We start from the raw sequence: 15281 nt of genomic DNA on the forward strand, positions 1-15281 counted from the left end.
AAATATCAAATATAAATCCTATCGAAAAAATAATGTAAATTTAGCTGAACTTAAGATTTAAAAATAGAAATTGATTAATCAAAAAAAACAACCGAAAAAAGGTCAACCTATTTCAGTATAATACAAACAAACAACATTCTTTACTTAATAATTTTGTGCTTTTTGATGATAGGTTGTGATAATCTGTCAAAAAAAGAAGAAAATGCTCAAAACTATATGACGCAAATCGCACAGAACACGAACAGAATGATGAAACTTCCAGCTAAAGTTGATGAATACACTTTCGCAGAAAAGGTAAAATTTGATAAAGAAACTAATACAATTATTTATACTTACATAATTGACAAAAATGACTATGGCACTTCAAACGACTTTAATAATTCTTTCAAACAAATAGAAAATGAACAAATTACAAGAGCAAAAGCAAATCAAGGAAATGACATTAATTACCAAACTTTAGGAGTAACAATAAAATCTGTTTACAAAAACAAAGAAAACGATATTTTGTACAGCTTTGATATAAGACCAAAAGACTACATTCAAAGTAAAATGCCAAATTCAAAGAACGAAATTAAGGAAAAGACAAAAAATGGATTTTCAGAAGAATCGTTCAAATTAGATTTTAATAACGGATTGAGCTATAAATTCGGAGACGTATTCAATAAAGACAAAAAACTGATTTTTTCTACAATATCCTCTTCCCAAACGACAATCTTGAATTTAACCACGGAAATTGGAAATCCCTTTGGAGAAATTATTGAGAAAAGTCAAATTGTAGTGGAATTAGTTTTAAAATATAAAGCAGGAACAATTACGTTTAAATCAAAAGATTATCGTGATTATCTCACAGAAACGGACAAATTGAGCGATTACGATGTGTCCTCTTTTTTTAAAAATAATACAAATACTAACTTGGAGGAACTACAACGTTATGCTAATTATCTCGATTTAACCAGAGAAAATTGGAAAAGAACAGACAAAGACGATAAAGAAGATGTTCAACTACTTGAAAGTGAGAATAAATATATTACAGAAAAAAGATACAAATACTCTGAAAAGGATTTGACAAGGCTAAAAGGTTTAATGGAAGAATTTGAAAATTATTTTGACAATAGTAATAATTACAATTATTTCACCAATATCACAGAGAATAAATTTTCGCCAAATTTGATAAATACAAAATCCAACTTTTGTTTAAGGCTTTTTAATGATTTTGAGCAAGTTGAAGATACCAACAACATTGATTACATCCCAACAATAGATAAATTCAAAGTACAAAATGCAGAGGCAAGAATATATTTGACAGCAACAAATACCAACGGATTTGAATTTAATGATTTGGTAAAAACAATAAATATTACGGACAAATGGAATAACAATTTTGTAAAATATAGCCTTTTAGAAAATTAGAGCGGTTAAAATACGTTTGCTAACAACGTATATAGCTCATAGCTAGGCAGTTGCCTAATCAAAGTTAAGACATATTTGCAAGTCCGCCAAATTTTTTAATTTGGCTTATTGAAAAGAAAAGATAATAAGAAAATTAAAAAATTCGGCTCGTGCTTAACCGAATAGTTGTCGCTAATTTGCACGCTACGAGCCATATACAAGACCGTTGGGCACAATACGAAAAAATCACGATATTGCAATAAAAAGAACAGAAAACAAATGACCAATAATAAACCTGGATTATTCGGAATTAATCACTCAAATAGAGATTTTACAAATAAAAATACTTGGGGCAAAAACCAATTTAATTCTTCCTTTCCAGCAGCACTTTCAGCTTATCTCTACGAACGTAATTTTGACAACGTTTACTTAACTTTAGACAAAGATTTAAAGGTAGTCCATAACAAAATATCAACTTTGGACTTTTTCGGACTTGACCCAAATTCAGATGATTTATTTTACTCTTTTGAATCTGCTTTTACGCCATACGAACAATTATTAGTTGGACATCTTCCTAGAGTTGACCTCGTAACCCAAAGTAGAAGTAGCGGACAAGCATTAAAACCTATAGAAATAAAACTTACAGCTTTACCAGATAATACAACTTGTTCTTTAACAGAAGATAACTATGGAACTGAAATTGTAGTTAGACCTGACACCATTGTATATCTTGCTTGTAGTATAGTTAATAATTTTAAAGATAGGCTCGATGAATTAAAATCTCATTTTCCTAAAGACTTTGAAAAAATAGAAGATTGGACTGAAGGAACTTCCGTTTGGCCTTATCTTCCTCAAATGCTTCAAATTATAGATGAAATTACCTTATCAATTCTCGACAAGCAAGAGCCAATATTAATGCAACCTATTTGGAAAACGCTAGGCAAATCACCTGCCCTTTCGGAAAATTGCCTTGATGTATTTGTATGGTCAAACTTTGCATTTACGCAATTGTTTTTAGATGTTGCACGCGGAGAATTATCATCGCGAAATAGAATAACAAGACAAATAAGAACTATCATTTGGCTTTTCAAAATGATTTATGATTTTTCAAATAATGGACAATTTAACCACGCAAAAATTATTGATTCATTATCTTACAATACGAAAAACGATAAAGCTTTTGCTGTTAGTGGATTGGTTACTTTTCAATATATGCGATGTGAGGAATTAACCAAACCAAGAATAACAAAAGATGAAATAAAAAACATTATATTAGGTGGTGGTCAAAACTTATTAAGTCCAGAGAGAAGATTTGACGCAATAATATTTAATTCACCCGAAATTTTTGAGTAATGGAAAAAGACAAAATTAGAACAGTAGATTTATTTTCAGGATGTGGAGGAATGTCTTTAGGTTTTCAAAATGCAGGATTTGATATAGTTGCTGCTTTCGATAATTGGAAACCAGCAGTTGAAGTATATAAGGAGAATTTCGACCATCCTATTTACGATTTTGATTTGAGTACCGATGAAAGCAAAGAGTTTATAAACGAACTTAAACCTAACTTGATAATTGGAGGTCCACCTTGTCAAGATTTTTCGAGCGCAGGAAAAAGAGATGATACATTAGGAAGAGCTGATTTGACAATATCATATGCCAAAATTATAAGTTCTGTTAAACCAGAGTATTTTATAATGGAAAATGTCGAGCGAATTAAAAAAAGTAGAATTTTAAAAGAGGCAATTGATATTTTGAGAGATTCTGGCTATGGCATTACAATGACTGTATTAAATGCAAGTTTATGTGGAGTTCCACAAGCTCGAAAAAGATTTTTTATGATTGGTCGTCTTAAAGAAAAAGATGATTTTTTGATGCCTTATATAAATGAAAATTTATCTGAAAAACCGATGACAGTTTTTGACTATCTTGGAAATTCACTTGGAGTTGAAAATTATTACAGACATCCAAGAAGTTACAAAAGACGTGGCGTTTTCAGCATTCACGAACCAAGTCCTACTGTTCGTGGAGTTAACAGACCAATTCCAGCAGGTTATCCAAGACATTCGGGAGACCCAGTTGATGTATCGGAAAATGTAAGGTCGTTGACTACTAAAGAAAGGAGTTATATTCAAACATTTCCTAAATCTTTTAAATTTAACGGAACTAAAACAAATTTAGAGCAAATTATTGGTAACGCAGTTCCAGTAAAATTGGGAGAATACCTTGCAAATTGCTTAACTGAATATATAGCAGATAAAAAGCTTAAAAAATATAAAAACTACGGACAAGTTAGAATGGCATTAGAACCCGAAAGCACTGTGCCCAACAACGTATATAGCTCATAGCTAAATAGTTGCACAATCACAAGTTAAGGTCTATTTGCGAAATACGCCACATTTTTTAATTTAACTTTTTGAAATTTTAAGGTAAAAAGAAAATTAAAAAATGTGGCTCGTGCTTAACCGAATGGCAACTGCTATTTTACACGCTACGAGCCATATACAAGAACGTTATGTGGCATTTGAAAAAAAATCGTGAATGAAAGAATATTTCTGCATAGAATTAAAATTTAAGGACAAAAAGATTTCATCCAAAACATTCCACGCTCATTTATTTGTTACTGACGAAATAATGTATTTTCAAATAATAGATAATGAAGCTGGTTCTCAAATTGACAGGAATTTTATGATATCAAAAGGTTCTCACGGACTTTTTGAAGATAATTTTGAAATTACTGGTACAGAGGTTGCGCTTTTTTTAGACAAAAGTAGAATATACAGAACACAATCATTTCAGAGCGATGTCCAAAATACTTACTTCACTATTTATGTAAGTAAAATAGCTTTAGTGTTTCCGAATAAACACAAAGAATTTGTAAATGAAGGAAAGGCATTTTTGAATAAAAATGGATTAAAAACAGTTAATTCATTTTACTCTTTTTTCACCAATTTCAAAGACAAAAATGATTTTTCAATTTCTCGAATGAATGGAATGAAAGACTTCTATGATGCGAAACAAATATCTTTTAGACCAGAATTGGAATTTACAAATAATGAAAAACGAGGAAGCGAACAATTTACAGTAAAAAAAATTCCGACCATAAACTATAAGTTTGCAGATTTAGATTTTAAACAGTCTAAAAGGTCTCTGGAGATAATATGTAGTTTTTTATCTTTCTGTTTTGGAATTAGAATCATATTTGAAAAGTTAACTTACAGAACAGAAGAACAGATTTTTATTTATCGAGACACTTCGCCAAATAATAAAACATTTGTTTCCGATTTTTCGACAGTTTTTTATCATTTGGAAAAAAACTGCCGAATTGAGAAAATATTAAAAACAGATTGGTACGCTAATTATCTCACAAAAGAAAAGCAATTCGATAAAGCAATAGATAATTATTTACATTCAAGAGAAGTAGATTTAACTGCTTCATTTTTATTGCTTTTTAATATAATCGAGATTTTCAATATTAAACAAGAAATTGAAAGATTTATATTTAAAGAATCCAAAGAAGACAACTTTAGAAAGGCATTTGAGTTAATTTCATCATCTTTAGAGCAAAATGCAGATAAAGATTTATTAAAAGATAAATGGAATGGTCTTATTAATAAAATCGAGATAAAACCTTTAAAAAGTCCTTTAGAGGAGACTTTGAAATTAAATAGTATAAATCCATTAGATTTTGGATATTCATTTAATAAGTTAAAGAAAACACGAGATAAATTAACACACGGAAGTGTCAATTCCATCAACGAAAAAGATTTGAAATCTCAAATTTTCTGTTTAAGAAAAATAACATTACGTTTGATATTGGCGAATTTAGGTTTGAAAAATGATTTAAAAAACGCCACATAACACCGTATATAATTTATTGCTAGTTCTAGCTTACTTACGAAAATCCTCGCGGATTTTCTATTCGGTTTTTATTTGCTAACTTTAGTGCTTAAACAACGCAACAAACCATATACAAACACGTTGTGTGTAATGTAAAAATCGTGCTGAAATTGAACATTTGAACTAAAAAAGCCAACGCGCAAACAGCACATTTATTTTTTTTCCAACGCGAAATGCCACCGCGAAAAAAATAAAAGAGCTGTTTCTTGCCAACGCTGAAAATAATGTTAAATTGAAAACTAAAAATAAGTAAATTAAAATATGGCGCATAGTAATCTCGTAAATGCAAAAAAGGCTAAAAATGATGAGTTTTACACTCAATATATTGATATTGAAAAAGAAATTTCTGCTTATTTAGAATATGACTCTAACGTCTTTAAAGGAAAAACAGTACTATTACCTTGCGATGACCCAGAATGGAGTAATTTCACTAAATATTTTGCGCAAAATTTTGAAAGATTAGGAATTAAAAAACTAATTAGTACAAGCTATGCAATAAATAGTAAACTCTATAAAGGTAGCTACCAAATTACAATTTTTGAAAAAAACGCACCTCAATTTGACAAAAGCAAAGCCAGTAATAACGGAAAGATTTTTACATTAACTCACGACAAAAGTGGTGATGGTAAAATAGATGTGGACGATTTAGAATGGGATTATTTAGAAGGCGATGGTGATTTTAGAAGTGATGAAGTTGAAAAGCTTCGTGATGAGGCTGATATTATAATTACAAATCCACCTTTCTCTCTTTTCCGTGATTTTTTAGCTTGGATAGTTGAAGCAGAAAAACAATTTATAATTATTGGCAATATGAATGCTATTAAATATAAAGAAGTATTCCCGATAATTAGAGACAAAAAAATGTGGTTAGGCGCGGGAAAAAACGATGGTCGGAATGTTTGGTATCAACTTCCCGATGAATTTGAAAACTTTCATAAAGAAGAAAATGGTAAAAAATACGCTTTTGTAGCTGGTACTATTTGGTTTACAAATGTTGACCACGGTAAAAGACATAGACCTTTACCATTAATGACTGAAGCGGATGTAATAAAATTTAGTACAAAAGAACCTTTTGTCAAATATGACAATTTTGATGCAATAGATGTCTCTCGAGTTAAAAATATACCAAGTGACTATAATGATGTAATGGGAGTTCCTATCAGTTTTTTAAGTAAACATTCGCCTGAACAATTTGAAATAATAGGTTTATCAATGAAAGATGGATTTGGATTAGAAAGTCATAAATTTTATGATAATTACAAAGAAATTAGACAAGATGGCTCATATACAGGTTCTTCTGGAAAAAAAACAAATGGTAATCCTATGATTGCAGGCAAACCAAAAAAAGGTAATTACTATATTGATGAAAAAGGTAATTGTGCTTATTCATTATACGATAGACTCTTCATAATTCCCTCAAAAGTAAAAAAACAATAAAAAACAAATGATAACAACCTTAAAAACTAATATTACAGTAAAAGATATTTGTGATGGTTTCCTATATAACGAACTTGAAGGTAAAGGTTTATTCGGTCTTTCAGGAAAACTTACAATTCAACCAGAATATCAAAGAAACTATATATATGCTGATGGCAAAAGAGATGTTGCTGTAATTAATTCATTATTAAAAGGGTATCCATTAGGTTTAATTTATTTTAATAAAGTCGCAGATAACAATTTTGAAGTACTCGATGGTCAACAAAGAATTACAAGCTTTGGTAGGTATGTTACTAATAAATTTGCAATTACAGACGAAAATGGGATGCCTCAATATTTTGACGGTATTGCAAAAGACAAGCAAAAAATAATTTTAGAAACGCCAATGCTAATTTATGTTTGCGAAGGTGAAGAAAGCGAGATTAAAGAATGGTTTCGTACCATTAATATAGCTGGAGTTCCATTAAATGAACAAGAAGTAAATAACGCTGTTTTTTCAGGACCTTTTGTTACTTTGGCAAAAGAAGAGTTCAGTAATAGTCAAAACGCCAATATTCAAAAATGGAGTGCTTACGTTCGTGGAAGTGCAAATAGACAAGATTTTATGGAACGTGCTTTAGATTGGGTAAGTAAAGGAAATATTGTCGATTATATGAGTAAACACAGATATGACACAAATATAAGTGAACTTAAAAATTATTTTAATAGTGTAATTGATTGGGCTTCAAGTGTATTTGAAGACGTGGAAAGTGAAATGTGTGGTTTAGATTGGGGAAGACTTTATGAAACTTATCATAAACAACCATACAATCAAAAAAAGGTAACTGAACAAGTTAAGTTACTTTATGGCGACCCATATTTGAAGAAAAGAAAGGGCATTTTTGAATATATTCTTGGCGGTTCAGAAGACACAAAATTGTTAGAAATTCGAGTTTTTGATGAAGCTGACAAAAAATCTGTTTATAGTAAACAAACTAAAAAAGCAAAAGAGAAAGAAATTTCAAATTGTCCACTTTGTGCTTTAGGAAATAACGCGAATAAGAACAGAATTTATTCTCTGAAAGAAATGGATGCTGACCACGTTACGGCTTGGAGTAAAGGAGGAAAAACAGACATAAAGAATTGCGAAATGTTATGTAAAACTCATAATCGAGCAAAAGGAAATAAATAAAACTATGAACTGAATAATGCCAACGCTCAAAGCCATACACATTTGCAATTCGCTTCAGCCGACCCACAAGCCCAAAATTGCAAAAGAGTATGTCTTACCAACGCACAATCAGAACTAAATAACAAACATCGGAAAACCAAGCACAACGTGAAAAACACTACACACAACAACGTGTATAAAACATAGCTATTATAGGCTTTCCGAGAGGTTTTTGTATATTTACAAAGTACGCCAAATTTTTTATTTGGTTATATTTAGAAAAGAAAATTAAACATAAAAATAAAAAATTCGGCTCGTGTTAAATCCGAAAAGTTAGTGTCTTTTTATACGCTACGTTTCATACACAAGACCGTTGCCACACATACAAGAAAAAAATGGAATTAGGACAAAAATGCAAAATCAATTTCGACGATAGAGAATATAAAGTAATTGATAATAGAATAAAGAAAACGGACAAAAGTACGACCGAAAAAGAACATATCATTATCGAACATTTTGTTGATTTAGAAGAAATTAACAATCCAGAAAATAGGAAAATGAATGTGTCAACAACCAAGGTTTATCCAATTTAAAATATGACTTTTTCATTTAGCGACTTAATAGATTTTAGTAAAGTGCCAATAAAGATATTTTGGTTATTTGGTATTGTTAGTGGAATTCTTCTTTTTGCACCTGCACAATTTCTTGAACAACTAAAATTAACAGAATTTGAAAGTAATTATGGAATGTATTTCGGCATCATCTTTATCGTTTGTGTCGCATTCATAATTCTGTCTCTTATCTATTTCATATTCAAAAAAATAAACAGCTACTTCTTTAGAAAAAAACTAACAAAGCAACTTAAAGAAAAGCTTAAAAAATTAGACCCATCGGAACAATCCGTTTTACGAGAATTTATGATTACCCAACGGACGACAATTTCAATGCCAATGGATCATCCTGTAGTTTCAGGCTTACTCGATAAATATATTCTAATACGGAAATCAAATATCGGAACGGGAATGTATTTTCCAATGGCAATTTCAAAACCAGCCGAAAAACATCTGACTGAATTTGATTTGGGACTTCGAGCAAATATGACTGAAGAACAAATGTTAAGTGTTGGAAGAAATAGACCTGAATGGACATCTGATTATATTTATGAAATGTCCAATAAGTGAAGAAAGTACGTGTGGCAACAACGTATATAAAACATAGTGCGAGGCGTTGCTAACACGAAGGTTCGGGCATTTTTGCAAGGTCGCCAAATTTTTAAATTTGGCTAATTGAGAAAAGAAAGATAATTAGAAAAATTTAAAAATTCGGCTTGTGCCTATCCGAAACGAAACTGCTTATTTTCTGCACTACGTTTCATATACAAGACCGTTGTGGCACATTTAAAAAAAAATCGAGATTTGATTAAAATATTTCAGAAATCATTAAAAAAAGAGATTGCCGAATTGAGCAATGACATTCTGAATACTGTTTGGTCGAATAGAATTGAACAATCAAATTTTGAAAGTCTCGGAATTAAAAATGGAAAACAAATCATTGCGGAATATTTAGAAAATCGAGAATACGGAATTGCTTATGAACATCTTGCATACCTAATAACTGAATGCGAAATGGAATTGAGTGTTGAGCAGAAAAACCGAATGGATAAAATTGCGTATAAAATGAATGTGAAACCGATTAGGTTGCTAACTAATGAAAAAGGTACTGACTTTCTATTTGGTTGCAGAAATCTCTATTTGGCATCAATTCATCCTTTTGACTTTGATAAAAGAAATCTGAATGAATACAAACAAATAGTTGAATTAGGGAAAGAGCTTTTGGCCCAAAAAGGAATTCAAAATTTTTTAGGATATTTAATGGAATCTCAATATCGAGTATCTGTTTGGGCTTCAATGATTGCAATAGAATACGGAAAACCAAAACAGGATGAAATTCTGAATTTGAGCGGAACGAAAACAATAATTAATTCGTGCTTGGAATGTATAATTCAAGACGAAATTGAACCATTATCAGCGGAAATGATAGCCAATAAAGAAAACTGGGTGCATAAAAACGTGCCACAACAACGTATAAAAATAATAGGGCAATGAGTGCTTAACCCAATGGTAAAGGCACTTTTGCAAGGTCGCCAAATTTTTAAATTTGGCTTATTGAACAAAAAAGATAATAAGAAAAATTTAAAAATTCGGCTTGTGTCCAACCGAATGGTTTGCGCTCTTTTTCAGCCCTACTATTCTTATACACAACCGTTGTGCTTCATACTAAAAAAACATTGTGATTAAAATTAAAGTACTTGATATCGACGAAGGCGATGACTTAATTCACTATCATATTTTTGTGGATAACGGAATTTGTTCTGTAGGAATTGAGGTTTATGAATATGATGATGCGTTTCAAAAGTTTGCAGAAGAGTTAATTACTTTTCCAAAAAACGTAAATGACGAAGTGAAATTTGAAATCGGAGAAAAGGATAAAAAATGGGCGTTTTATTTTATGATAAAAGTATATTGCTATTTGAGGAATGGACAATCAGCTCTCAAAATTGATGCGTGGAATAATGGCGATGAGGAAACTGAATACAACGCAAGCTTTACTTTGAAAGCTGAACCTGCATCGTTAAACCGATTAGGAAATTCCTTAAAAAACTGGAATCCTAAAAGTTATCAAGAGTTCGAATGGAAAGAGTTCGCGTGAAAGTACGAAAGCACAACAACGTATAAAAATAATAGGGCAATTAGTTGTTTAACAAAAGGTTAGCGCTCATTTGCAAAGTCGCCAAATTTTTAAATTTGGCTTATTGATAAAAAAGATAATAAGAAAAATTTAAAAATTCGGCTTGTGTTCATCCGAATGGTTTGCGCTCTTTTTCCGCCCTACTATTCTTATACACAACCGTTGTGGGTAATGCAAAAAAAACCGTATGGAAAATATACTAGAATTAAAAACTATAGGTGAACTTCAAGAATATGATTTCTTTATACCTTCTTATCAAAGAGGATATAGATGGAGTTCCAAAGAGGTTGTTGAATTACTTAACGACATTTCAAATTTCACGCCAAGACTCATAAATGAGAGTTCTGATGAAAAAACTTGGTATTGTCTTCAGCCAATTGTAGTAAAAAAAATCGATGACAATAAATTTGAAGTAATTGACGGACAACAAAGACTCACTACAATTTACCTAATCTTATATTATTTAAATCAGGATTTTGTAGAAAAAAGAAGAGATAAACTATTTGAATTAGATTACGAAACTAGAACAGATTCCAAAACCTTTTTAAATCAATTAGAAGAAGATGTTGATAATAAATCAAACGTTGACTTTTTTTACATAACAAACGCTTACAAGACCATTTCTAATTGGTTTGAAGAAAAAGGAAATAATTTTGACACGGGAAATTTTCGTTCAAAATTTAAATTTAATTCTAAAGTAATTTGGTATTTAAGTAATGAAAATGATTCAATTTCAATTTTTACAAGAATTAACATTGGTAAAATTCCGCTAACGAACTCCGAGTTAATTAAAGCGCTATTTCTAAATAGTTCGAATTTTCAAAATCAAGAAAGTAAATTAAGATTAAGGCAATTAGAGATAGCTACAGAATGGGATAATATTGAAAACTCTTTACAAAACGATAAATTTTGGTTCTTCTTAAATCAAAACTCTGTTTCAACTAACCGAATAGAATTTATTTTCAACCTAATAAACGAGGAGCCAGACCCAAATGATAATTATGATACTTTTCGATATTTCAGCAGGAAATTTTCAAAAGGAAGCAATGAAGAATTAACTAAAAATTGGAAAGAGGTAAAAAGATATTTCCAAAGATTTAGCGAGTGGTTCAATGAACGTGAATTATATCATAAAATAGGATTTTTAATTAGCACTGAATCAACAAGTATTAAAGAACTTTACAAAACATCTGATAACATTAGTAAATCTGAATTTAAAGGGTATCTAGATAGTCTTATTAAAAATGAGTTGAAAAATATAGATATAAATGAACTGCAATATTCAGATGGAAAAGATGTAAGAAAGGTACTCCTTTTGTATAACATTTTAACAATGTTGGCTAGTTCAAAAGATAATTCATATTTCCCTTTTGACTTATATAAAAATGAAAAATGGGATTTAGAGCATATAACTTCTGTAAAAGATAAAATACCTGACAAAAACAAAAAGCAATGGATTGAAGATGCAGTTGTCTTTATTGGTAATGAAACAAAAGAAGAAAAAGCATTAAGAAAAAAAATAAATGAATGGAAAGAAGAAGACGAGGATGGCTTTAAAATTTTGTTCGATCAAATAGTCACTTATTTCAACGCGGAATTAAGAGAAGATGATGATATAAATGATTTATCAAATCTTACTTTATTAGATTCTGGGACCAATAGAAGTTATAAAAATGCAGTATTTCCTTTTAAGCGAAAAACTATTATAAATCGTGATAAACAAGGAATTTTCATTCCTATATGCACAAAAAATGTTTTTTTAAAATATTTCAGTGAGTATCCTCCAAAAATTTCTTTTTGGTCTCAAGAAGACCGAGAAAATTATGAAAATGATTTACATAATGTTCTAAATTCTTATCTAGCATAAACATAATGGAAAACGAAAAGTACAAAGGCAAAATTTATAGTTTTTATGAATTACTAATATCTAATAATATTGAGATTCCAATCATTCAGCGTGATTATGCCCAAGGCAGAAAAGATAAAAAGAAAATTAGGCAAAATTTCTTGAATGCTCTGTACGAAAGTATTAGCAAAGAAGAAAAAATTATGTTGGATTTTGTATATGGGAGTAATACAGAAGATTCCTTCCAACCTCTCGATGGTCAGCAAAGATTGACAACACTCTTTCTTTTGCATTGGTATGCTGCTTTAAAAGACAACAAGCTATTAGAAGCAGAAAAGACACTAATTAAGTTTACTTATGAAACAAGGATATCCTCAAGAGATTTTTGTAATTCACTTGTAAAAAATAGCATCTCATTATCAAAAGATGTTTCGCCAAGTGAAACTATAATAGATTCTCCTTGGTTTTATTTATCTTGGAAAAATGACCCTACAATCGATGCTATGTTGAGAACAATAGATGATATTCATTTAAAATTTTTTGAAACACCAAATCTTTGGCATAAACTAACATCATCAGAATTTAATCTTATAAGATTTTACCACGTTGAATTAGAAAATATTGGGTTAACAGACGACCTTTACATAAAGATGAATGCTAGAGGGAAACTACTTTCTACTTTTGAAAATTTCAAAGCAGGTTTTGAAAAATTGATTAGAGACGAAAAATGGGAAAATCAATCAGATTTCACAAAAACATTTGCGTTTAAAATAGATACAACTTGGACAGATTTGTTTTGGAAGCATTTTAGAAAAGGTGATACAGTAGACAGCTCATTCGTAAATTTTATTTCAACACTTTTAATGTTACAGACATCTGTAGAAAGAAGCAAGAAAACAGATGAAAGATTAAAAATTATTTCTAAGTTAAAAGATGATGCCAATAACATTTCTCCAAAATTTTTTCAACAGCATAGTTTTAATTATTTAGTTGATTGCTTGAATCTATTAGATGAAAAGTATGAGGAAATAGAGAAGATAAAAATTGACTTTCCTTTGTTTCGACATCAACCAAATCAAGATTTTTTAAAAGAAGTGATATTTGCTCCAGAAATTGATGGTGCATCTTATACTCAAAGAGTTTTCCTTTTTGCTCAATTAGAATACTTTAGAAACGCAGATGAGACTAACACTCAAAAATATCTTGATTGGATAAGAGTAGTAAGAAATATAGTTTCTAGAGGAGATATAGAAAAAAGTGGTAAAAGACCTGATATAGTAAGAAGTCCAGCAACATTTGATGGTGTTATTAATCTAATTTCAGAATTATCCACTGGCTGTTCAGATATTTATGAATATTTATCAAAAATCGACAACTTAAAATCAACCTTTGCAAAGGAACAAATTGATGAAGAAAAATTTAAAGCGAGAATTATTATTAAAAATCCTCAAATTAAGCAATCCATATTTCAATTAGAAGATTCAGACTTGTTGAGAGGTCGTATAGATTTTATTTTTTACTGTTTAAATATCGACAAGACTTTAGATAATATTCACTTGGATTCATTAGAGGAAATTAAATCTGTATTCTTAAGAAATCTTAGTTCAGATTCGTGCTTAACAAATGATTTAAGGCGTGCTCTATTAACAATATCAGTCGATGGGAAGTACGAATTTTATCATTACTGGTGGTCTTTTTGGAATGTTGTTGATAGCGATAAAAGAAGATTGATAGACAAATTCCGTGAAATAGAATATTTGATTCATTCAGAGTTTAGAGAATATTTCAAAAACCTTTTACTGAAACTGAAGAACAAGAATTTAATAGAAATATCACAAGACTTTACTCCTAACGATAGTTTCCCAAATTGGAAACTAAGACTAATTAAGGAAAAAAGGCTACTAAATGAAATAGGTTCGAATTATATAGCAATACCTCCAGACAATAGTTATTGCTACCTATTAAAAAGTAAAAGACCTAGAGACAAAAACGGATGTATTAAAATTGAATAAAGCACTACCCACAACAACGTATATAGCTCATAGCTAGTCAGTTGCTTAAACGAAGTTAAGGCATATTTGCGAGTCCGCCAAATTTTTAAATTTGACGATTTCCAATAAAAAAGATAAATAGTAAAATTTAAAAATCTGGCTTGTGCTCAACCGAAGGGAAACAGCCTATTTGCACGCTACGAGCCATATACAAGACCGTTGCCAATAATGCGAGAGCAAGTTTGTGAAATCGGAATTCTGATAACAAAGATGGAATTTTAAAGCGTGAAAAACAACGCCGAATTGAATAACAAAAACGTGAATTTACTCACTAAAATCGGAATGAATTTCTGTGCGGAATTGACAAATATTGGAAAAAAAGGAAAACGGAACTGAACGAAAAAAAAAGCTGACTTCCACTCTGCCGAAAAAATATTAATCGGAATTTGAGCAAGTTTGTGGAATTGAAAACTGCCGAACTTACTCAAACTCGAAAAACTAAAATTGCGGAATTAAAAATAGCAGAACGAATTAGAAACGAAAAAGGCACTATTGGCAACAAAGTATAAAAATAATTGCTATTTTGAATTTAATTTAAAGGCAGTTGCACGTTTGCTACGTCCGAATTTCCTACGGAAATTCTTCGCAAGCAAACCCGCAACTATTCTTATACAAGACCGTTGCCACACATTTGAGAAATGAGCATTACATTAATTATAATTATTGGCATTTTAATTTTAGCAGGTCTTGCTTTTTGGTCATCTAAAGCGGAAAAAAACGTGGCGGAATTTACAGCAAACGAAAAAATGACACCAAACAATTT

General features: G+C 30.4%; 12 protein-coding genes. All 12 read left to right on the forward strand.

Translation table 11 applies throughout. The features are described 5' to 3' along the window. Positions 1–246 precede the first annotated feature (246 nt). The 12 genes from GB234_RS14625 (at position 247) to GB234_RS14680 (ending at position 14479) form a co-directional block, all read left to right on the forward strand. Positions 247–1410: a hypothetical protein gene (locus GB234_RS14625; protein WP_151895327.1), complete on the forward strand. Its 1164-nt coding sequence runs from the start codon at positions 247–249 to the stop codon at positions 1408–1410. A 258-nt stretch (positions 1411–1668) separates the two neighbouring features. Further along, complete coding sequence (locus GB234_RS14630) at positions 1669–2742, forward strand: HindVP family restriction endonuclease (RefSeq protein WP_151895328.1); 1074 nt, start codon at positions 1669–1671, stop codon at positions 2740–2742. After that, positions 2742–3734 carry a DNA cytosine methyltransferase gene (locus GB234_RS14635; protein WP_235906157.1) on the forward strand — a complete coding sequence of 331 codons (993 nt, stop codon included), beginning with the start codon at positions 2742–2744 and terminating at the stop codon, positions 3732–3734. Before GB234_RS14630 ends, GB234_RS14635 begins: the two co-directional genes overlap by 1 nt. A 193-nt stretch (positions 3735–3927) precedes the next feature. After that, a complete protein-coding gene (locus tag GB234_RS14640; protein ID WP_151895329.1) occupies positions 3928–5247 on the forward strand; it encodes a hypothetical protein in 1320 nt (439 codons plus the stop codon). 300 nt (positions 5248–5547) lie between these two features. Beyond that, positions 5548–6723, forward strand: a complete 1176-nt coding sequence (locus GB234_RS14645) for an adenine-specific methyltransferase EcoRI family protein (RefSeq protein WP_151895330.1) — start codon at positions 5548–5550, stop codon at positions 6721–6723. A 7-nt stretch (positions 6724–6730) separates the two neighbouring features. Continuing rightward, positions 6731–7894: an HNH endonuclease family protein gene (locus GB234_RS14650; RefSeq protein WP_151895331.1), complete on the forward strand. Its 1164-nt coding sequence runs from the start codon at positions 6731–6733 to the stop codon at positions 7892–7894. A gap of 374 nt (positions 7895–8268) precedes the next feature. Then, positions 8269–8466 carry a hypothetical protein gene (locus GB234_RS14655; RefSeq protein WP_151895332.1) on the forward strand — a complete coding sequence of 66 codons (198 nt, stop codon included), beginning with the start codon at positions 8269–8271 and terminating at the stop codon, positions 8464–8466. 3 nt (positions 8467–8469) lie between these two features. Beyond that, positions 8470–9054 (forward strand): superinfection exclusion B family protein, encoded by a 585-nt coding sequence (locus GB234_RS14660; RefSeq protein WP_151895333.1) that lies wholly within the window; start codon positions 8470–8472, stop codon positions 9052–9054. A 207-nt stretch (positions 9055–9261) separates the two neighbouring features. Beyond that, entirely contained in the window at positions 9262–9978 is a 717-nt protein-coding gene (locus tag GB234_RS14665; protein ID WP_151895334.1) for a hypothetical protein, read from the forward strand. A gap of 184 nt (positions 9979–10162) precedes the next feature. Beyond that, the gene (locus GB234_RS14670; RefSeq protein ID WP_151895335.1) at positions 10163–10582 is read left to right on the forward strand and encodes a hypothetical protein; all 420 of its coding nucleotides are present in this window, start codon (positions 10163–10165) and stop codon (positions 10580–10582) included. 226 nt (positions 10583–10808) lie between these two features. Then, positions 10809–12488, forward strand: coding sequence for a DUF262 domain-containing protein (locus GB234_RS14675; RefSeq protein WP_151895336.1), 1680 nt, complete (start codon positions 10809–10811; stop codon positions 12486–12488). A gap of 5 nt (positions 12489–12493) precedes the next feature. Beyond that, positions 12494–14479, forward strand: coding sequence for a DUF262 domain-containing protein (locus GB234_RS14680; RefSeq protein ID WP_151895337.1), 1986 nt, complete (start codon positions 12494–12496; stop codon positions 14477–14479). Positions 14480–15281 lie beyond the last annotated feature (802 nt).

It is taken from the genome of Patiriisocius marinistellae (assembly GCF_009014635.1).
In the GTDB taxonomy this organism is placed as follows: Bacteria; Bacteroidota; Bacteroidia; order Flavobacteriales; family Flavobacteriaceae; genus Patiriisocius; species Patiriisocius marinistellae.

Coding starts and splice junctions, on each gene's coding strand:
- GB234_RS14625 (WP_151895327.1), top strand. CDS start 247: ATGATGAAACTTCCAGCTAAAGTTGATGAATACACTTTCGCAGAAAAG.
- GB234_RS14630 (WP_151895328.1), top strand. CDS start 1,669: ATGACCAATAATAAACCTGGATTATTCGGAATTAATCACTCAAATAGA.
- GB234_RS14635 (WP_235906157.1), top strand. CDS start 2,742: ATGGAAAAAGACAAAATTAGAACAGTAGATTTATTTTCAGGATGTGGA.
- GB234_RS14640 (WP_151895329.1), top strand. CDS start 3,928: ATGAAAGAATATTTCTGCATAGAATTAAAATTTAAGGACAAAAAGATT.
- GB234_RS14645 (WP_151895330.1), top strand. CDS start 5,548: ATGGCGCATAGTAATCTCGTAAATGCAAAAAAGGCTAAAAATGATGAG.
- GB234_RS14650 (WP_151895331.1), top strand. CDS start 6,731: ATGATAACAACCTTAAAAACTAATATTACAGTAAAAGATATTTGTGAT.
- GB234_RS14655 (WP_151895332.1), top strand. CDS start 8,269: ATGGAATTAGGACAAAAATGCAAAATCAATTTCGACGATAGAGAATAT.
- GB234_RS14660 (WP_151895333.1), top strand. CDS start 8,470: ATGACTTTTTCATTTAGCGACTTAATAGATTTTAGTAAAGTGCCAATA.
- GB234_RS14675 (WP_151895336.1), top strand. CDS start 10,809: ATGGAAAATATACTAGAATTAAAAACTATAGGTGAACTTCAAGAATAT.
- GB234_RS14680 (WP_151895337.1), top strand. CDS start 12,494: ATGGAAAACGAAAAGTACAAAGGCAAAATTTATAGTTTTTATGAATTA.